This window comes from Nonomuraea sp. NPDC049141, assembly GCF_040648415.1.
Lineage (GTDB): Bacteria > Actinomycetota > Actinomycetes > Streptosporangiales > Streptosporangiaceae > Nonomuraea.
Genome location: NZ_JBEZDR010000030.1, coordinates 61,633 through 79,091, shown reverse-complemented (window position 1 = coordinate 79,091; position 17,459 = coordinate 61,633). Strand labels below are relative to the sequence as shown.

Genomic DNA, 17,459 nt, shown 5'->3' with positions numbered 1-17,459 from the left:
CCAGTCGGCGACGGAAAACTCATCGATGAGTTTCCCGCACCCGGGAAGTCTGTATCCATGTCCGCCCATCAAGGAGAAGCGATCATGGAACCGATCACCGAACTGGACGCCAGATACAGCGCCGAGGGTGCCACCGCGACCGGGTGGGCCGAGGCGCGCGACACTCTGGAGCGGGCCGAGACGTTCTGGCTCGCCACCGTCCGCCCCGACGGCAGCCCGCACGTCACGACCCTGCTGGCCGTCTGGCAGGACGGCGCGCTCTGCTTCTGCACCGGCGCGGGCGAGCAGAAGGCCCGCAACCTGGAGTCCAACCAGCGCTGCACGCTCACGACCGGCACGAACTCCCTGGAGGAGGGCCTGGACGTGGTCGTGGAGGGGGCCGCGGAGCGGGTCACCGACTCCGGCCGGCTCAAGCGGCTCGCCGACGCCTACGAGGTCAAGTACGGCAGTGACTGGCGCTTCGAGGTGGGCGACGACGCCTTCCTGAACTCGGGCGGCGACCGGGCACTGGTGTTCGCGGTGACCCCGGCCAAGGCGTTCGGCTTCCGCAAGGGCCACTTCAGCCAGACCCGCTGGCGCTTCCAGCCACGCTGAGCCGGGCTTCCAGCAGCCGCACTGGGGCTTCCCGCACGGCTAGGCTGAGCCGTATGCCCGCACAGCGCCCCAGGCGGGCGGACGCGCGCCGCAACCACGACGCGGTGCTGGCCGCGGCCAGGAAACTGTTCGCCGAGCGCGGCGTGGACGCGCCGCTCGACGACGTCGCCCGCCTCGCCGGGGTCGGCAACGCCACCATGTACCGGCACTTCCCCACCCGCCAGGACCTGATCATCGCCGTGTACGCCGACGAGGTGACAGAGCTGTGCGAGGGGGGCGAGGCCCTGCTGGCAGCCGATTCGCCGGGCGACGCGCTGCACGAGTGGCTGGGCGCCTTCGTCGAGCACGTCGCCGGCAAGCGCGACCTGGCGCTGGCCATCCCGAAAGACGGCTCGGCGCTGTTCGGCAAGTGGCACGAGAAGATGCTGGCCACCGCGTCGGCCCTGCTCACCAGGGCACAGGACGCGGGCGAGGTCCGCGCCGACCTGACCGTCCGCGAGCTGATGACCCTCGCCAACGCGATCGCCCTGACCGGCACGGGCCAGTCCGCCCGGCTCCTCGACCTGCTCAGGTACGGAACGGTCGGCAAGCACTGAACGGGCCGTAGCGGAAAAACTGTACACTTGTTGAGATCTCGCAAAGGGTCCTTTACTCTCGGCCAGAGGCGCGCGTCAGCCGCTGGAAACGGGAGGCACGGAAATGCTGAAAGTGATCGGCGCGGGGTTCCCGCGTACCGGAACCAGCTCGATGAAGGCCGCGCTGGAGCGGCTCGGATTCGGCCCCTGCTACCACATGTACGAGGTCCTGACCCATCCCGAACACGTCGACCGGTGGGCGGCCGTCGCCTCCGGCGAGTCGCAGGACTGGGACCAGGTGTTCGACGGCTACCAGTCGGCGCAGGACTGGCCGGCCAGTGGCTTCTGGCGCGAGCAGGCGGCGGCCTATCCCGACGCCAAGGTCATCCTGACCGTCCGCGACCCCCAGCGCTGGTACGTCAGCATGCAGAACCTCCTCGCCAACGGCCCCCGCCGGCTGCAGACCATGGACCCGTCGCAGCTGCCACCGGTCGCGGCCACGATCTTCGCCTCGATGCGGAGGATGGGACCGGTGATGAGCAGGATCGGGCAGGACACCTTCGGCCAGGACTGGACTTTCGAAGGAGGCCTGCCCCCCGAGGAGATCGCCATCGAGGCCTACCACCGCCACGTGGCCACCGTCCAGGCGAGCCTGCCCGCCGGTCGGCTCCTGGTGTTCGACGTACGCGAGGGGTGGGCGCCGCTGTGCGAGTTCCTGGACGTCGAGGTCCCCGCCGATGAGCCGTTCCCGCACCTCAACGACTCCGAGTCGATGCAGCGCATGCTTGACGGAATGATGGCCGGCGACGGCCTCCACTCGCCCTTCGGCCAGAGCCGCTAGGTCGATCGCCGCCTCCCGCCTGGCCTCCCGCTCCCAGTACCATCGGAGGCCAGCAGGAGGTGGAGCTCGATGGCAACCGGTAAGACCGCCCCTGACCAGGTGTGCGAGCCCGAGAGCAAGGGTCGGCGCACCCGCCGCCGGATCCTGGAGGCCGCCCGCCGCAGCTTCGGCGAACTCGGCTACGAACGCGCCACCATCCGCGCGATCGCGGCGGAGGCCGACGTCGACAAGTCCTCGGTCATCCAGTACTTCGGCACCAAGCAGCAACTGTTCCGCGAGTCCCTCGACTTCGGCATCGACATCGACTCGCTGACCACCGACGACCCGGGCCGCTCCGCCGAGAACTACCTGCGCGCCATGCTCGAACGCTGGGCCGCCGCCTCCGACAGCCCGATGGCCGTGCTCCTGCGCACCAGCATGACCAGCGAGGAAGCCGCCCAGATGCTGCGCGAGCACGTGACCTCGGTGGCGATCGACCGGATCGCGCCCGGGATCCACGGGCCGGACGCCCGCCTGCGGGCCGCGCTGGCCGGCGCGGTGATGTTCGGCATCACCGTCCACCGCCACCTGCTCCGGATGCCCGACCTGGCCGAGGCCGACCTCGACGACGTCCTCCGCCTGGCCGTACCCCTCATCCGCTCACTCCTCGACGCCGACACCGACTGACCGCGGATCCCGGGACAGGTCGGGCCGGTGCCGGCGGATCCGGTCGCCCATCGGACCGTCCTCCCACAGCGGGTCGACGACGCCAAGCGGGATGCCCAGTCTCGGTAGCCCGGTGACCGGATCGACCGGCAGTCGATCCAGATGGGATATCAACCAGCCGGGGGCGCGGGGAGAAATCTCGTATTCGCCCCAGCCGACCACACCGACACATTTCCTGGTTCCGGTCCGGATATGAGTTCCGTCGGCCCTGATGACCGTGCGAGGGCTAGGTACCCGGCTGTCCACGACATCGATGCCCTCAATGTGCCGCCAGGCCAGACGCACGCGTGACCCGTACGCGTCTTCCATCTCCACACCTTGAGCCGAGAAGCGTACGACCGTGTCAGCGGCCAACTGCCAGTATCTGGCCAGCCGCACGCCAACGGCGATCATCGTCGCCGCGGCGGCTATGACCCCCACCTCGATATCAGAGCCCGGGATGGACCTCAGCAGCAGAAATACCGGGATCAGCAGCACGAGAGGGCTGCATAAGCGGGCAGCGGCCGAGAGAGAGAATTCGCGTACTATGCGAAATTCATCCATAAACCCAAAGTGCGGCCTAGGTCATACACCTGTCAATGCGGCAACTGACCGCCCCGGTCCGTGAAGTCGGCCGCGTGGTCGGTGGCCCATTGGCGCAGTGATCGGGCCGGGGCGCCGGTGACGTCCTGGACGGTGGTGGTCAGGGTGGGCGGCGGCCCGGTGAGCATGGCGGCGTAACCGTCGAGCAGCACATCGACGAAGGAGTCGGGAAACGACTCGTCGGCCAGCAGTCGCCGGCGGGCCTCCCCGCGGGTGAGCTCCCGCCAGCGCAGCGGCCGGCCCAGCGCCTCGCCGATGACGCGGACCTGGTCGGCCTGAGTGAGCACCTCGGGGCCGGTCAGGGTGTAGGTGGCGCCGTCGTGCCCCGGCTCGGTGAGGGCACAGACCGCGACGGCGGCCAGGTCGGCCTCATGGATCAGGGACATCGGCAGCGCGCCGTAGGCCCCTTCGACGATGTCGCCCGCCCGGATCTGGTCGGCCCACCACAGCGTGTTCACCGCGAAGGTGCTCGGCCTGATCATGGTGGACTCGATTCCGCAGCCGTGGACGAGCCGCTCCTGCTCGTCGAAACCGAGGTCGGGTACGCCGCCCGTACCCAGGAAGACCACCCGGCGGGCCCGCCGCGCGACGACCTCCAGCACGGCGGGCAGTTGCTTGCCGGTGTGCAGCGGCCAGAGCAGGAAGACCGCGTCGATGCCGTCCAGGCAGGCCGCGATGGTGTCCGGTTCGGACAGGTCGCCGCGCACCACCTCGACGTCGGCGGGGAAACGGGCGGTGTGCGGATCGCGGGTGACCGCCCGCACGGTGTGGCCGGTCAGCTGGGAGATGATCTGGCCGCCGACGTTGCCGGTGGCGGCGAGGATGAGCATGTTCATGCCATGAGCGTCGTCCACGACCCCGTACCGTGCCCATCCAGGCGGCTAGGATCGCCGGAAACCGTCACTAGACCGGGGTTTCTGGATGGATACTGTCGACAGGGGTCTGGTTCACGCGCTGCAGGTCGACGGCCGGGCCTCGTTCCGGGCGATCGCCGACGTGCTCGAGGTCTCGGAGAACACCGTGGCCCGCCGCTATCGGCGGCTGCGCGGCCAGGGTGTGCTGCAGGTGGTGGGCCTGGTCAACGGCGGACGGCTGGGGCACACGCAGTGGACCATCCGGCTGCGCTGCACCCCGGACGCGGCCGGACCGGTCGCCAAGGCGCTGGCCGCCCGTGACGACACTTCGTTCGTGTACCTGCTGTCCGGCGGCACCGAGGTCTCCTGCACCGTGCAGACCCGCGGCACCCAGGACCAGGACGCCCTGCTGCTGGGCAGACTGCCCCGCACCAGCGGGGTCGTCTCGGTCTCCGCCCACCTGCTGCTGCGGGGGTTCGTCCTGCCGGACGGCTGGCAAGGGCTCGCCTGGCTGGCACCCGAGCAGGCCGACCGGCTGCGACCGCCGCCGGTCGAGGCCGGCGACGGCCCGATCGAGCTGGACGAGGGCGACAAGGCGCTGCTCCGGGCGCTCAACCTGGACGGCCGCGCGCCCTACGCCGAGCTGGCCGCCGCGACCGGCTGGTCGGAGACCACGGTGAAACGCCGCCTGTACGCGCTACGCAGCCAGGGAATCGTCAGCTACCAGCTCGACATACCGCCTTCGGCGGTCGGATTCGGCACCCAGGCCCGGCTGTGGATCGCCGCCCGCCCGGCCAAGGCGGTCGAGGTCGGTGAGGCACTGGCGCGGCATCCAGAGATCGCCTTCGCGTCCCTCACCACCGGCCCCACCAACCTGCTCGCGGCCCTGAACTGCCGCGACCCACTGGACCTGGGCCACTACCTCACCGAACGACTCACCCCGCTGGAAGCGATCACCACCATGGAGACCGCTCCCATCATCCGCACCGTCAAACGCGCCGGGCCGCTGCTGCTGTAGCGGAATCAGACGCCGAGGGCGGAGGGCAGGCTGAGCTCCCGCAGGAACAGCGCCTCGGCGGTGGCGATGCGGCGTAGCTCCTCAAGGTCCACCCGCTCGTTCGGCGCGTGGATGGCCGCATCCTCGTCCTCGGCCCCGAACAGCAGGATCTCCGCCGCGGGGAACTGCTTCAGCAGCGTGTTCACCAGCGGAATGGACCCGCCGGCGCCCACGTCACGCGGCGGACGTCCGAAGGCGCGCTCCATCGCCCGGTTGAGCGCCGCGCGGGCCTTGCCGCCCGAGTCGGCCTGGAAGCCCGACCCCACGGTGAAGTCGCCGAACGAGACCTGCGCGCCCCACGGCGTGACCTGCCGGAGGAATTCGACCACCGCGTTCACGGTCGTCTTGGGGTCGCCCGAAGGGGGAATGCGGACGGTGACGCGGGCGCGGGCCACGGGCTGCACGGCGTTGATGGCGCCCGACACCGGAGGCGCGTCGATGCCGGTCACGGTGATGGCGTACGACGCCCACAGCCGGTCCGCCAAAGAGCCGGAGCCGACCAGCGAGGCGCCGTCCAGCAACCCGGCGGTCTTGCGGAACTCCTCCTCCGACGGTCCCTGACCGAGGAAGGCGCCCCGGGGCAGGCCCGGCACCCGGATGTCGCCGTTGTCGTCGTGCAGCGAGGTCAGCATCCGCATGAGCGCCGCGAGCGCGTCGGGGGTGGCACCGCCGAAGGAGCCGCTGTGCACCGGCTCGCGCAGGGTACGGACCTCGATGGTGAAGGCGGCCATGCCGCGCAACGAGGTGGTGACCGCGGGGTCGCCGATCCGCGGGTTGCCGGTGTCGGCCACCACGATGGCGTCGGCCCGCAGCAGGTCGGGGTTGCGCTCGACGAACGCCTCCAGGCGCTCCCCGGCATACTCCTCCTGGCCCTCGATGAGGACCTTCACCCCGACGGGGAACTGCCGCTGGAACACGCGCAGAGCGGTGACGTGCGAGATGATGCCCGACTTGTCGTCCGCGGTGCCCCGGCCGTACAACTGGCCGTCGATCAGGGTCGGCTCGAACGGTGAAGTACGCCAGGCGGCGGGGTCACCGGCGGGCTGCACGTCGTAGTGCGCGTAGAGCAGCACCGTAGGCGCGCCGGGCGGTGCGGCCACCTCCCCGTACACCGCGGGGAAACTGCCCTCGACGGGCACCCGCTGCACGTGCGACAGCCCGGTGCTGCGCAGGAGTTCCTCGGTCAGGGCCGCGGCGGCGAGTACGGGCTCCTCGGGATGCCCGGGGAAAGCCACGGACGGGATGGCGGCGAGCCGCCTGAGGTCCTCGACGGCCTGCGGCATCGCGGCCGCGACGGCGCTCTCGATCTGTTCAGGAGTCACGGACGGTCCCCCGGGGTCTTTCTCGGTAGTTGTCGCTTTCGACAGTTAACGTCTCATTGGATCACAGAAGGCTCCACAGCGCGTGAAACAGGCATGACCCGCGCGCCAATCTACCTGCGGATTTCGTGGCTGTTACATACCGTTCCTGCGGATCTCGGATTTCTTGCATACTGTTGCGACGCTTTCGCTTGGCAAACCCGAGGTGAACATGCAGACTGTGGGGAGATCGGACACGAGGGAAGATAATCATGACGCAGCCGGAAAACGAGATTCTCAAGGCCGCGCAGGACCACCTGTGGTTGCACTTCACGAGGCACAGTGCGTACCAGCAGGCAGAGATCCCGACCATCGTTCGCGGTGAGGGCTCCTATATCTACGACATCCACGGCAAGCGCTACCTGGACGGCCTGGCCGGACTCTTCGTGGTCCAGGCTGGTCACGGCCGGAGCGAGCTGGCCGAGGCGGCCGCCAAGCAGGCGCAGGAGCTGGCCTTCTTCCCGCTGTGGTCCTACGCGCACCCGAAGGCGGCCGAGCTGGCCGAGCGGCTGGCGAGCCTGACCCCGGGCGACCTCAACAGGGTCTTCTTCACCACCGGCGGCGGCGAGGCGGTCGAGTCCGCCTGGAAGCTGGCCAAGCAGTACTACAAGCTGGTCGGCAAGCCGCTCAAGCACAAGGTCATCAGCCGCAACATCGCCTACCACGGCACCCCGCAGGGCGCCCTGTCGATCACCGGCATCCCGGCGTTCAAGCAGATGTTCGAGCCGCTCGTGCCCGGCTCGGTGCGGGTGCCGAACACGAATTACTACCGCGCCGACGAGATCACCGGCGTCAAGGGGATGAGCCCGGAGGAGTACGGCATCTGGGCCGCCGACCGGGTCGCCCGCGCGATCGAGATGGAGGGCCCCGACACGGTGGCCGCCGTCTTCGCCGAGCCGGTGCAGAACGCCGGCGGCTGCTTCCCGCCCCCGGCCGGCTACTGGCAGCGGCTGCGCGAGATCTGCGACGAGTACGACGTGCTGCTCGTCTCCGACGAGGTCATCTGCGCCTTCGGCCGGCTCGGCACGATGTTCGGCGGCCAGAAGTTCGACTACGTGCCCGACATCATCACCTGCGCCAAGGGCCTGACCAGCGGTTACTCGCCCATCGGGGCGATGATCGTGCACGACCGGCTGTTCGAGCCGTTCAAGAGCGGCGACGAGATGTTCGCGCACGGCTACACCTTCGGCGGCCACCCGGTCTCCGCGGCCGTGGCGCTGGCCAACCTCGACATCTTCGAGCGCGAGGACCTGCTCGGCCACGTCACCAAGAACGAGCCGCTCTTCCAGGCCACCCTCGACGGGCTCAAGGACCTGCCGATCGTCGGCGACGTCCGGGGCGCCGGCTACTTCTGGGGCATCGAGCTGGTCAAGGACAAGGCCACCAAGGAGACGTTCACGGCCGAGGAGTCGGAGCGGCTGCTGCGCGGGTTCCTGTCGAAGGCGCTGTTCGACGCCGGGCTCTACTGCCGCGCCGACGACCGCGGCGACCCCGTCATCCAGCTCGCGCCGCCGCTCATCGCGGGGCCGAAGGAGTTCGACGAGATCGGGTCGATCCTCCGCAACGTGCTCACCGAAGCGTGGGCTCGCCTCTAACGCTTTAAAGGAACGAAAGGATTCGCGATGAAGATCGGCGTGCCTGCCGAGGTCAAGAACCACGAATACCGAGTCGCCGTAACCCCGGCAGGCGTGCACGAGCTGGTCCGCCACGGCCACGACGTCACCGTGCAGCGAAGCGCGGGCTTGGGTTCGCACATCCCGGACGAGGAATACCTGGCCGCGGGCGCGAAGATCATCGACAGCGCCGACGCCGTGTGGGGCGAGGCGGAGATGGTGCTCAAGGTCAAGGAGCCGATCGCCGAGGAGTACCACCGGCTGCGCGAGGGCCTGGTGCTGTTCACCTACCTGCACCTGGCCGCCTCCCGGCCGTGCACCGACGCGCTGCTCGGCGCGCGGACGACCGGCATCGCGTACGAGACCGTGCAGGTCGGCAACACGCTGCCGCTGCTCGCCCCGATGTCCGAGGTCGCCGGCCGGCTGGCCCCGCAGGTGGGGGCGTACAACCTGATGCGCTTCAACGGCGGGCGCGGCGTGCTGCCGGGCGGCGTGCCCGGCGTGGCCCCGGCCAAGGTGGTCGTGATCGGCGGCGGCGTCTCCGGGCTGAACGCCGCCCAGATCGCCGTCGGCATGGGCGCGGACGTCACCGTGCTCGACACGAACGTCGACCGCCTGCGCTTCATCGACGCCATCTACCAGGGCCGGCTCAAGACGCTGGTCTCGACGTCGTACGCGATCGAGCAGGAGGTGCTGAACGCCGACCTGGTCATCGGCGCGGTCCTGATCCCGGGCGCCAAGGCTCCGACGCTGGTCTCGAACGAGCTGGTCTCGCGCATGAAGAAGGGTTCGGTGCTCGTCGACATCGCCATCGACCAGGGCGGCTGCTTCGAGGACTCGCGCCCGACCACGCACGCCGCGCCGACCTACACCGTGCACGGCTCGATCTTCTACTGCGTGGCGAACATGCCGGGCTCGGTGGCCAACACCTCCACCTACGCCCTGACCAACGCGACACTCCCGTACGCCGTCAAGCTGGCCGACCAGGGCTGGCGCGAGGCGCTCAAGGCCGACGCGGGCCTGGCGGGCGGGCTCAACACCCACGACGGGCTGCTCACCAACGGCCCGGTCGCGCAGGCGCTCGAACTACCGTTCACGCCGGTGGCCGAAGTCCTCGCCGCCTGAAACCCTGGCTTGGGCGTCCGACAGCGCGAGTGGCGCTATCGGACGCCGAGCCGTTGCCGCAGGTCGCGGGCCGTGGCCAGGACGTGGTCGATCTCGCCGGGGCTGGGCCAGGGCGCGCTGCCCGGACGCAGCAGCGTGCCGCGTACCGACGCCAGGTACTCGATCGCGCTGGAGTGCAGGCCGCTACGCCGCACCAGCCAGCCCAGCACGTCCGCGTGGTCGTGCAGCGGCCTGGTCGCCAGGTCCCAGGTGCCGAGGATCTCGGCCAGCTCGGGAACGCCCAGCGAGAGGCCGCCCCTGCGGCCGGTGGCCGCCGCGGCCAGCTCGGCCCGCGCGGCCAGCTCGGGCTCGGCCAGCCGATTCCACGCCGGGGGCGGCGGGGTGGCCAGCCACCGCGCGGCCTCGTCCGTCTCCCCGGACGCCGACAGCAGCCCGGCCAGCTCGATGGCCGCCTGGTGATGCCCGGCCAGCGCGGCCTGGCGGAACCAGTGCCGCCCGCCCGCCAGATCACCGAACTCGGCGATGAGCAGCAACCCGAAGTGGAAGGCGGACTCGGCGTCGCCGCTGGCCGCCGCCCGGCCGAACCAGTGTCCGGCCCCCGCGGGGTCGCCGAGCTCGACGCAGACGAACCCGGCCATCCGCTGATCCGCCAACCGGCCCGCGTTGGCGGCCCGCTCGAACCAGGCGCGGGCCGTACGCAGATCCCCGTGGCCCAGCGCGATGCCGCCGAGCTGCGAGGCGGCGCCCGGATGCTCGCTCCTGGCGGCCAGCCGGTAGTACGCCTCGGCGCCCTCGGGGTCGCGGCTGGCCTGGAGGAACAGGCCGAGACAGTAGGCCGACTCGGCATGGCCCTCGCGCGCGGCGTACTCCCACCAGTGCAGGGTCTCCTCGTCCTCGCCCGCCGCGTACGCCAGGAAGCCCAGGTCGTGCGCGGAGGCCGCGTCGCCGTCTGCGGCCGCCCTGCGGTGCCACTCGCGCGCCGCCGCGACCTCGCCGCCGTCCTCGCAGATCAGCGCCAGTCGCCGGGCGGCCGTCCTGGAGCCCTCGCGGGCCGCGGTCTCGAACCACCTTCTGGCGGCCTCGACGTCTCCGCGCTGCTCCAGCAGCAGCGTCGCCAGGTTGACCGCGGCCTCGACGTCACCGGTGGCGGCGGCCAGTTTGTACCAGGAGACGGCCTCCTCCAGGCTGCCGTGCTTCTCGTGCCAGACACCCAGGTTGTAGGCGCTGTCGATGTTGCCGCCCGCCGCCGCCCGTTCCCACCACTCCTTGGCCGCCGAGCGATCGCCGCGCTGCGCGCAGAGCCGGCCGAGCCGGTGCGCCGCCTGCGGGTCGCCCGCCTGCGCGGCCATGAGCAGCTCAGGCTCGTCTCCCACGCGTGGCGCCGGAACGGCCGGCGCCGCCACCTCCTCTTGCCACCACGCCATGGGCACAGGGTGCCAGGTAATCGAGAGAATGCGAACAGTAATCGCCGACGCTAGGAGAAGTTGATGTACCCGCTGTACATCCCCATCCCGCATACGTAGCGAAGTGACCCTGGGCGCTGTGGCGGCAGCCGTACCGTCGTGGGCAGGGCGAAGTCCCGTCCGGCGATGGTGACCGTCCGGGTGCAGCCCTGATCGGCCAGCTTGAAGATGATGTCGACGGACACTCCGGCACGCGCGGTCACGATCCCGGGCCGGTAGCCGTCGCGCGTCGCCCAGACGGTGACCGTTTGGGCGCCCTGCCCGGCGGCGGCTGTGGATTCGGCGGCGGCCGATCCCGGTGGCGCGAGCCAGCCGCCCAGGCTGACCCCCGAGCCGACCGTCCACAGGCCGGCCACGAGCGCCGCCACCCCCGCCAGCCTGGCGAGCCTGGTCCGCGAGACCCGCCGCAGGACCCAGCCGAGCAGCGCGAAGGCGGGCGCGGTGCCGAGGACGAACCCGGCCATCACCGCCGCGCCACCCAGCGGCGAGCCACTGGAGACCGCGACCATCTCCATGCCGAGCGTCACTCCACAGGGGATGAGGATGGTCGCCGCGCCCAGCAGAGGCGCGCTGCGGGCCACGCGCAGGGGGATTTCGTCACAGCCGGACCGCCGGTGGAGCAGCCTGATCGCGTACGCGATGACCGTGATGCCCGCCGCCACCAGCAGCAGCGCCCGCACCTCCGGGGGCAGGCTGACGGCCGAACCGGCCAGGCCGAGCAGCACCCCGGCGGCCGAGTAGGAGACCAGACGGCCCGCGAGGAACCAGGCCACGAGCACCGGATCGCGCGACGGCCGCTCGCAGCCGCCCGAGGTGAGGCCCACGAGCAGGCCACCCTGCACCGCCGTACAGGACGCGGTCCCCGCCACGAGCCCGGCGACGAGTCCGCTGGCGAGGAGGGCGAAAGGCTGCACGCTCAGCAGCTGCTCTGGCCGCAGAACCGGGCGATCGACTGCATACGAGCCCCCACTTCTCGACAGTCCCTAGAAGCAACTTAAGGTTGCGAACCGGATGCGGCCAGCAACAGTTTTTTCACCCACCGGGACGGTTAGCTCTTGAGTACCGACATGCGCTCGAAGTACTCGTCGTCGGTCATCTCGCCGCGAGCGTACCGCTCGGCGAGGATCCGCTCCGCGGACCCCGTCGCTCTGACCTCGGTACGCCATCGACCCTTCTGCCAGGCCCGGGCGCCCAGGGCGACGAGGGCCACCCAGAACAGACCCCAGAGAACCGGAATGATCGGCCAGAAGCCAGCGCCCCAGCCCCAATGCGTCATCGTGTTCATGCCTTCCAGGGTCGCCGCCGGATGAGCCCGGCACATCAGACCCTCGGCGCGTCCTGAGCTTCACCCAGGGGAGTGTTCGGCCTCGTTCGTCGTACACCCGAGGTGGTAGCCGGCTAGGCCCTGGCCTCGATCAGGAAACGGGTGGAGTGGGCGACGAACGGCCCGTCCTCCTGGATGCGTTCGTGCAGCTCGCGCAGCTCTTTCCGGTAGCGGTCGACCGAGAAGCCCGGCACGATCCAGATGACCTTGCGCAGGAAGTAGATCACCGCGCCGATGTCGCGGAACTCCATCCGCAGCGACTCGGCCCGGAGGTCGGCCACGGTGAGCCCGGCCTGTTCGGCCGCCGCTCTGGCCTTCTCGGGGTCGCGACTGGAGCTGTCCAGCGGGCCCAGGAAGTATTCGCTCAGCTCGACGACACTGCGCGGGCCGACCTGCTGTGAGAAGTAGGTGCCGCCCGGCCTGAGGATCCGGGCGATCTCCGCCCACCAGGTGTGTACCGGGTGGCGGCTGACGACCAGGTCGAAGGTGTCCGCGCGGAACGGCAGGCGCGGCCGCTCGTCGTCGGCCACCAGCGCGGCGCCGCGGGGGTGCAGCCGCCTGGCGGCCAGGGCGAGGTTGGGTGGCCACGACTCGGTGGCGACGGTGATCGGCGGCAGCTTCGGGACTCCGGCCAGGATCTCGCCGCCGCCGGTCTCGATGTCGAGCGCGGCCTCGGCCGTGGCCATCCGGCCGGCCAGGAGACGGGCGTACCCCCAGGAGGGGCGGGCCTCCGTCGCCCGGCCATCGAGCCAGGAGAAGTCCCAGCCGTCCACGGAGACCGATGCGGCCTCTTCGACCAGGTCGTCGAACGTGCGGTCCATCGTTCGAGCTTGTCAGGGGGGGTTGCTCGCGCTCAACTCGATTTCCCCCGACCTGCCTGCTTTTAGGCGGCCAGCCGATCACGTACCTCCGTGCGGTCGATGCCGAGGTGGTCGATCAGCTCCGCTACGGGATCGGGTCGTCCCTGGGCGAGCAGGGCCAGCAGGAGCTGCGCCGGTCCGGCGGTGTTCCTGACCTTGCGGGTGGTCGCCTTGATCGACTGGTTGATCGCCGCCCGCGCGCTGGAGGTCAGCGCGGTGCCCGGCACCGCCGGATGCTTGCGCGGCCGGGCCGGCGGCACCTCGCCCACGTCGATCCCGAGCGCCCGCAGCGCCGCCCGGTCGAGCTCATCGAGGGCCGCCCGCGCCTGGTCCAGATCCACGCCGAGCGCCCGGGCGGGGGCCTGACCCGGATCACGCAGCAGCCCGAGCAGCAGATGCTCGGTCCCCAGTCGCCGATCGCCGCGCTGCCTGGCCTCCTCCAGCGCCGCGGTCACGACCACCGCGAACGGGCTCTTCTCTATCCCGAACATACGAACCTCACTTTCCGTACTTCGCGTGCACCGACTGCCGTGATATGCCGAGCGCGTCGCCGATCTGCTCCCACGTCCACCCCTGCTCCCTGGCCAGGGCCACGGAGACGGCCTCGACCTGCTCGGCCAGCCGGTGCAGGGCGCCGACCGCGCGCAGTCCCATGGCGGGGTCGTTCGACTTGATGCGCTCAGAGAGTTCTCCCACGTCCACCACGTCAGGCTAGATTGACAGGGTCTGCTTTGTCAATCTAGCCTGACGGCCATGGAAGAAGTAGTGATCATAGGAGCGGGCCCCGCCGGGCTCATGCTGGCGTGCGAGCTGCGCCTGGCCGGCGTCCGTACGATCGTGCTGGAGAAGCGAGCCGAGCCCGGCGACCTCCCCAAGGCCAACGGCCTGGGCGGGCAGATCATCCGGTTCCTCGACCACCGGGGTCTGCTCGAACGGTTCAGCGCGGGCAGCCCGTTCGCCGGGCGCGCGCCGGGCTTCCCGTTCGGCTCGGTGCCGCTGAACTTCGCCGAACTGGGCGGCGATGCCCCGTTACACCTGCTGATGATCCAGCAGCCGCGCCTGGAGTGGCTGCTGGGCGAGCGCGCGGCCGAGCTCGGCGCCGAGGTCAGCTGGGGTCACCGGCTGAGAACGCTCACCCAGGACGACGAAGGCGTGACGCTGGAGGGTGACGGCTTCCGGCTCCAGGCCCGGTATGTCGTCGGCTGCGACGGCGGCCACAGCCTGGTGCGCGAACAGGCGGGCATCGGCTTCCCCGGCACGACGGACGACGAGGTGATGCTGCTCGGCCACTTCAAGGCGCCTCATGCGTCCTTCTTCGACAGCCCGCAGGTCAGTGGCCTGCAGCCGGGCTGGAACCGTACCCCGAACGGCCGCCTGCTGCTCACCTCGCTCCGGCCCGGCGTCCACATCGTCGGCGTGCGCGAGAAGATCGTCGGCGTACGCGAAAAGGGTGCGGCGGCTGCGTCGGCCGTCACGCTGGCGGAGTTCGAGGAGGCGGTGCGCCGGGTCATCGGCGTCGACCTGCCGCTCGGCGAGCCCATCTGGCTGTCGAGCACGGTCTCGCAGGCCCGCCTCGCCGACCGCTACCGCGAGGGCCGGGTGTTCCTGGCCGGTGACGCCGCCCACCTGTTCCCGGCGGGTGGCTCGGCCCTGAACGTCGGCCTGATGGACACCGCCAACCTCGCCTGGAAACTGGCCGCCCACCTGCACGGCCACGCGTCGACCGGCCTGCTCGACACGTACGAGACCGAACGCCGCCCGGTGGCCGCCCACACCCTGCGCCACACCCGCGCCCAGGCGGCCCTGGAGCGCCTCACCGGCGAGGACGGCACGGCCCTGCGCGACCTCCTCACGGAACTGCTCACCTTCGAGCAGCCCCTGCGCCACCTCGGCGAACTGCTTCAGGGCTCCGACGTCCGCTACGGCACAGCGCCCCACCCACTGACCGGCCGCTTCGCCCCCGACCTGGCACTGACCACCGTGGACGGACCGACCCGCGTGGCCGAGCTCATGCGACCGGCCGGCTGGCTACTCCTCGACCTACGCCCCACGCCCTCGGACCCGGGCGAACTCGTCAGCCAGCGTCCGGTGGGATCGGACCTGGGCGAATCGGTCAGTCAGCGTCCTGCGGCGTCGGACCTGGGCGACCTGGTCCGCGATGGCCGCCTCCGAGTCGTCGTCGCGCACTGTGCGGCCCCGCCCGCCGACGCCCTGCTCATCCGCCCCGACGGCTACGTGGCCTGGGCGGGCACGGACGGCCTGCCCGAGGCGGTGACCACCTGGCTCACCCCTTGACCTGCTGGTTGCTCGCGACCACCTCGTACACCCCCGCCCTTGGACGTCAATGAGCGACGGCCATGCCGAAGGGCACAGGCCCGAGCGCGCGGACGAGGCCGCCGACCATCAGCAGGAACGCCTCCGGCCCCCGCGCCGTCTCCACACCACCGAGGTCGATGATCCACTCTGGCACCCAGCCCAGCTCGGCCAGCAGCCCGCCGACGACCTTCTTGGCGTCGGCGTCGTCCCCGGACAGGAAGGCGGTGGGCGGCATGGCCGGCAGGGCTGGATCGGCCATGACCGACGAGTGCATGGTGTTGAGCGTCTTCACCACGCGTACGTCCGGCAACGCCCGCTGGATCTCCTCGGCGAGACTGCTGCCCGGATAGAGGAGCGCCGACGCGAAGCCGTACGAGTCGGATTCGGTGGCGTTGGCGATGTCGACCAGCACCTTGCCCGCCAACTCCGCCGCTAGCCCGGTCAGCACCTCCACCGACACCTCGCCGGGCAGGGCATTGATCACCACCTCCGCCGACCCCGCCGCCGCACGCAGACCAGCGACTCGCACTCCGAAGTCAGCGGCGACCTTGTCCGGGGCACGAGAGCCCACAATGACCTCGTGCCCCGCGTCGCGCAGCCTGCCGGTAAGGGCCCGGGCCACATTGCCCGAGCCGAGGACGGTGATCGTCGTCATGCTCTCTTCACTCCTTGATCGGGCGGGATTCGCCCTGTTCATGAGCGAAGTTAGGCGGTGCTACGGTCGAACGGCAGTACGCACTTCAAAGTGTCCAGCGCACGCGAAGGGATGCCATGACCACGCGCACCGCCGCCCAGCGGCGCGTCGACGGCCGGGACTCCTATCAGGCCCGCTTCACCGCCTGCCCGGTCAACCGGCTGATCGACCGCATCGGCGACAAGTGGGTAGCCGTCCTGCTCAACGAACTGGCCGACGGCCCACGCCGCTACGGCGACCTGGCCCGGACGATCGCGGGCGCGAGCCAGAAGATGCTCACGGAAACACTGCGCCGCCTCGAACGCGACGGCCTGATCTCACGTACGGTCACCCCCGCGGTGCCGGTACGCGTCGACTACGCGCTCACCGAACTGGGCCGGAGCCTGCTACCGGTGATCGAGGTCATGAAGCAATGGGCCGAGGAGAACATCGACCGGATCGACAGCGCCCGCGAGGCCTACGACACACACGACCGCTGAAACCCGGAGCAGGCCGGGGCTGACGTCATCCGATCCGGACGATGCTCTTGCCGTAGGTCGCTCCACCGGCGAGATCGGCGATGGCGGTCCCGACGTCGGCCAGCTCGTATTCGGCGGTGATGTCGATGCCGACCGTGCCGTCCCCGACCAGTTCCAGCGCGCGGCGTACGCTGTCGGCGAGCCGCTCGGGATGGGTCTGGCTGAGCAGGTTGCTGTTGTAGGTCAGCATCGACCTGCCCTGCATGAGCAGATCGTTGACCGAGACCGAGACCGGCTCGAAGGTGGCGATGTTGCCGTAGACCACGATCCGGCCGTGCGCTGCCAGGCGTTCCAGGTTGGCCAGCCGGGTCTGGCCGCCGATGGGATCGAGAATCACATCGAAGTGCTCCCCGTCCAGAGCCTGGGGGAACTCCTCGCGGCTGAGCACCCGGTCATAACCGAGCTGCCGCGCGTACTCGACCTGCCCCGGATTGCCCACGACACCTACGACCCGCCCCGCGCCGGCGGCCCGGGCGAACTGCCCCGCGAGCGTACCGACCCCGCCGGCTGCCGCGTGGATCAGCACGCTCTGGCCCGGTCGGACTCCCGCGACAGTGTTGATCAGGTCGTAGGCGGTGGAGGTGACCCAGCCGAACGCGGCGGCGGTCCGCGAGTCCACGGTGGGCGCCGCGATCGCCAGCACCGAGGAGACGACGACGACCTCCGCGAAGCCGCCCGAACTGGTCAGCGCGATGACCTGCTCACCGACGCGTGCCGGATCGACACCCTCACCGACCGCGATGACCTGCCCGGACGCCTCGAAGCCGGGCACGAAGGGACGAGGAGCCGGGAAGTGACCGTCACGGATGAGCACATCCCCCCACTGAACACCCGCATAAGCGACCCGGATCGCCACCTCCCCGCGCTCCGGGACTGGCTCGGCGATCTCGGTCACGCGGAGTTGGTCATCGGTGGCGAGCACTGCAGCCTTCATGGTTCACAACCTTCTTGCTCGACTCAGTATCCTGATACTCGGAAGC

General features: G+C 70.4%; 20 protein-coding genes. 9 read left to right on the top strand and 11 right to left on the bottom strand.

Annotated elements, in window-relative coordinates; genetic code table 11:
- Positions 1-84 precede the first annotated feature (84 nt).
- The 4 genes from AB0B91_RS55905 (at position 85) to AB0B91_RS55890 (ending at position 2,676) form a co-directional block, all read left to right on the top strand.
- On the top strand, positions 85-594 hold the full coding sequence (locus AB0B91_RS55905; protein ID WP_358339893.1) for a pyridoxamine 5'-phosphate oxidase family protein: 510 nt from the start codon (positions 85-87) through the stop codon (positions 592-594).
- Positions 595-647: 53 nt separating this feature from the next.
- A complete protein-coding gene (locus tag AB0B91_RS55900) occupies positions 648-1,190 on the top strand; it encodes a helix-turn-helix domain-containing protein (protein ID WP_358339892.1) in 543 nt (180 codons plus the stop codon).
- A gap of 103 nt (positions 1,191-1,293) precedes the next feature.
- A complete protein-coding gene (locus AB0B91_RS55895) occupies positions 1,294-2,010 on the top strand; it encodes a sulfotransferase family protein (RefSeq protein WP_358339891.1) in 717 nt (238 codons plus the stop codon).
- 69 nt (positions 2,011-2,079) lie between these two features.
- Positions 2,080-2,676: a TetR family transcriptional regulator gene (locus AB0B91_RS55890; protein ID WP_358339890.1), complete on the top strand. Its 597-nt coding sequence runs from the start codon at positions 2,080-2,082 to the stop codon at positions 2,674-2,676.
- Here AB0B91_RS55890 and AB0B91_RS55885 read toward each other — a convergent pair.
- A complete protein-coding gene (locus AB0B91_RS55885; RefSeq protein ID WP_358339889.1) occupies positions 2,650-3,192 on the bottom strand; it encodes a hypothetical protein in 543 nt (180 codons plus the stop codon). The genes AB0B91_RS55890 and AB0B91_RS55885 overlap by 27 nt on opposite strands.
- 98 nt (positions 3,193-3,290) lie before the next feature.
- Positions 3,291-4,133: an NAD(P)H-binding protein gene (locus AB0B91_RS55880; RefSeq protein WP_358339888.1), complete on the bottom strand. Its 843-nt coding sequence runs from the start codon at positions 4,131-4,133 to the stop codon at positions 3,291-3,293.
- An 85-nt stretch (positions 4,134-4,218) separates the two neighbouring features.
- Between AB0B91_RS55880 and AB0B91_RS55875 the strand changes: the two genes are divergently transcribed.
- Positions 4,219-5,169 carry an Lrp/AsnC family transcriptional regulator gene (locus AB0B91_RS55875; protein WP_358339887.1) on the top strand — a complete coding sequence of 317 codons (951 nt, stop codon included), beginning with the start codon at positions 4,219-4,221 and terminating at the stop codon, positions 5,167-5,169.
- Positions 5,170-5,174: 5 nt separating this feature from the next.
- On the opposite strand, the gene AB0B91_RS55870 is transcribed toward AB0B91_RS55875, so the two are convergent.
- Positions 5,175-6,530 carry a dipeptidase gene (locus AB0B91_RS55870; RefSeq protein WP_358339886.1) on the bottom strand — a complete coding sequence of 452 codons (1,356 nt, stop codon included), beginning with the start codon at positions 6,528-6,530 and terminating at the stop codon, positions 5,175-5,177.
- 248 nt (positions 6,531-6,778) lie between these two features.
- On the opposite strand from AB0B91_RS55870, the gene AB0B91_RS55865 reads away from it, so the two are divergent.
- Both AB0B91_RS55865 and ald read left to right on the top strand, forming a co-directional pair.
- Positions 6,779-8,161 carry an aspartate aminotransferase family protein gene (locus AB0B91_RS55865; RefSeq protein ID WP_358339885.1) on the top strand — a complete coding sequence of 461 codons (1,383 nt, stop codon included), beginning with the start codon at positions 6,779-6,781 and terminating at the stop codon, positions 8,159-8,161.
- Between the two features lie 27 nt (positions 8,162-8,188).
- On the top strand, positions 8,189-9,304 hold the full coding sequence (gene ald / locus AB0B91_RS55860; RefSeq protein WP_358339884.1) for an alanine dehydrogenase: 1,116 nt from the start codon (positions 8,189-8,191) through the stop codon (positions 9,302-9,304).
- Positions 9,305-9,339: 35 nt separating this feature from the next.
- On the opposite strand, the gene AB0B91_RS55855 is transcribed toward ald, so the two are convergent.
- The 6 genes from AB0B91_RS55855 to AB0B91_RS55830 form a co-directional block, all read right to left on the bottom strand.
- Positions 9,340-10,728, bottom strand: a complete 1,389-nt coding sequence (locus AB0B91_RS55855) for a tetratricopeptide repeat protein (RefSeq protein ID WP_358339883.1) — start codon at positions 10,726-10,728, stop codon at positions 9,340-9,342.
- A gap of 50 nt (positions 10,729-10,778) precedes the next feature.
- Positions 10,779-11,681, bottom strand: coding sequence for a sulfite exporter TauE/SafE family protein (locus tag AB0B91_RS55850; protein ID WP_358339882.1), 903 nt, complete (start codon positions 11,679-11,681; stop codon positions 10,779-10,781).
- A 134-nt stretch (positions 11,682-11,815) separates the two neighbouring features.
- On the bottom strand, positions 11,816-12,052 hold the full coding sequence (locus AB0B91_RS55845; protein WP_358339881.1) for an SHOCT domain-containing protein: 237 nt from the start codon (positions 12,050-12,052) through the stop codon (positions 11,816-11,818).
- Between the two features lie 113 nt (positions 12,053-12,165).
- Positions 12,166-12,912: a class I SAM-dependent methyltransferase gene (locus AB0B91_RS55840; protein WP_358339880.1), complete on the bottom strand. Its 747-nt coding sequence runs from the start codon at positions 12,910-12,912 to the stop codon at positions 12,166-12,168.
- 62 nt (positions 12,913-12,974) lie between these two features.
- Positions 12,975-13,442: a Clp protease N-terminal domain-containing protein gene (locus AB0B91_RS55835; RefSeq protein WP_358339879.1), complete on the bottom strand. Its 468-nt coding sequence runs from the start codon at positions 13,440-13,442 to the stop codon at positions 12,975-12,977.
- A 7-nt stretch (positions 13,443-13,449) separates the two neighbouring features.
- Positions 13,450-13,656, bottom strand: coding sequence for a helix-turn-helix domain-containing protein (locus tag AB0B91_RS55830; RefSeq protein WP_358339878.1), 207 nt, complete (start codon positions 13,654-13,656; stop codon positions 13,450-13,452).
- A gap of 48 nt (positions 13,657-13,704) precedes the next feature.
- Here AB0B91_RS55830 and AB0B91_RS55825 point away from each other — a divergent pair, with 48 nt between their 5' ends.
- Positions 13,705-15,246: an FAD-dependent monooxygenase gene (locus AB0B91_RS55825; protein ID WP_358339877.1), complete on the top strand. Its 1,542-nt coding sequence runs from the start codon at positions 13,705-13,707 to the stop codon at positions 15,244-15,246.
- Between the two features lie 46 nt (positions 15,247-15,292).
- Here the strand turns inward: AB0B91_RS55825 and AB0B91_RS55820 are convergent, their stop codons facing one another.
- Positions 15,293-15,922, bottom strand: coding sequence for an NAD(P)-binding domain-containing protein (locus AB0B91_RS55820; protein WP_358339876.1), 630 nt, complete (start codon positions 15,920-15,922; stop codon positions 15,293-15,295).
- Positions 15,923-16,038: 116 nt separating this feature from the next.
- Here AB0B91_RS55820 and AB0B91_RS55815 point away from each other — a divergent pair, with 116 nt between their 5' ends.
- Entirely contained in the window at positions 16,039-16,440 is a 402-nt protein-coding gene (locus AB0B91_RS55815; RefSeq protein ID WP_358339875.1) for a helix-turn-helix domain-containing protein, read from the top strand.
- 25 nt (positions 16,441-16,465) lie between these two features.
- Here the strand turns inward: AB0B91_RS55815 and AB0B91_RS55810 are convergent, their stop codons facing one another.
- Positions 16,466-17,413: a zinc-binding alcohol dehydrogenase family protein gene (locus tag AB0B91_RS55810; protein WP_358339874.1), complete on the bottom strand. Its 948-nt coding sequence runs from the start codon at positions 17,411-17,413 to the stop codon at positions 16,466-16,468.
- Positions 17,414-17,459 lie beyond the last annotated feature (46 nt).

Excerpts from the sequence above, each read along its gene's own strand:
- AB0B91_RS55845 (WP_358339881.1), bottom strand. The coding sequence starts at position 12,052 with ATGAACACGATGACGCATTGGGGCTGGGGCGCTGGCTTCTGGCCGATC.
- AB0B91_RS55895 (WP_358339891.1), top strand. The coding sequence starts at position 1,294 with ATGCTGAAAGTGATCGGCGCGGGGTTCCCGCGTACCGGAACCAGCTCG.
- AB0B91_RS55905 (WP_358339893.1), top strand. The coding sequence starts at position 85 with ATGGAACCGATCACCGAACTGGACGCCAGATACAGCGCCGAGGGTGCC.
- AB0B91_RS55835 (WP_358339879.1), bottom strand. The coding sequence starts at position 13,442 with ATGTTCGGGATAGAGAAGAGCCCGTTCGCGGTGGTCGTGACCGCGGCG.
- AB0B91_RS55855 (WP_358339883.1), bottom strand. The coding sequence starts at position 10,728 with ATGGCGTGGTGGCAAGAGGAGGTGGCGGCGCCGGCCGTTCCGGCGCCA.
- AB0B91_RS55900 (WP_358339892.1), top strand. The coding sequence starts at position 648 with ATGCCCGCACAGCGCCCCAGGCGGGCGGACGCGCGCCGCAACCACGAC.
- AB0B91_RS55840 (WP_358339880.1), bottom strand. The coding sequence starts at position 12,912 with ATGGACCGCACGTTCGACGACCTGGTCGAAGAGGCCGCATCGGTCTCC.
- AB0B91_RS55875 (WP_358339887.1), top strand. The coding sequence starts at position 4,219 with ATGGATACTGTCGACAGGGGTCTGGTTCACGCGCTGCAGGTCGACGGC.
- AB0B91_RS55815 (WP_358339875.1), top strand. The coding sequence starts at position 16,039 with ATGACCACGCGCACCGCCGCCCAGCGGCGCGTCGACGGCCGGGACTCC.
- AB0B91_RS55810 (WP_358339874.1), bottom strand. The coding sequence starts at position 17,413 with ATGAAGGCTGCAGTGCTCGCCACCGATGACCAACTCCGCGTGACCGAG.
- ald (WP_358339884.1), top strand. The coding sequence starts at position 8,189 with ATGAAGATCGGCGTGCCTGCCGAGGTCAAGAACCACGAATACCGAGTC.
- AB0B91_RS55820 (WP_358339876.1), bottom strand. The coding sequence starts at position 15,922 with ATGACGACGATCACCGTCCTCGGCTCGGGCAATGTGGCCCGGGCCCTT.
- AB0B91_RS55825 (WP_358339877.1), top strand. The coding sequence starts at position 13,705 with ATGGAAGAAGTAGTGATCATAGGAGCGGGCCCCGCCGGGCTCATGCTG.
- AB0B91_RS55880 (WP_358339888.1), bottom strand. The coding sequence starts at position 4,133 with ATGAACATGCTCATCCTCGCCGCCACCGGCAACGTCGGCGGCCAGATC.
- AB0B91_RS55890 (WP_358339890.1), top strand. The coding sequence starts at position 2,080 with ATGGCAACCGGTAAGACCGCCCCTGACCAGGTGTGCGAGCCCGAGAGC.
- AB0B91_RS55865 (WP_358339885.1), top strand. The coding sequence starts at position 6,779 with ATGACGCAGCCGGAAAACGAGATTCTCAAGGCCGCGCAGGACCACCTG.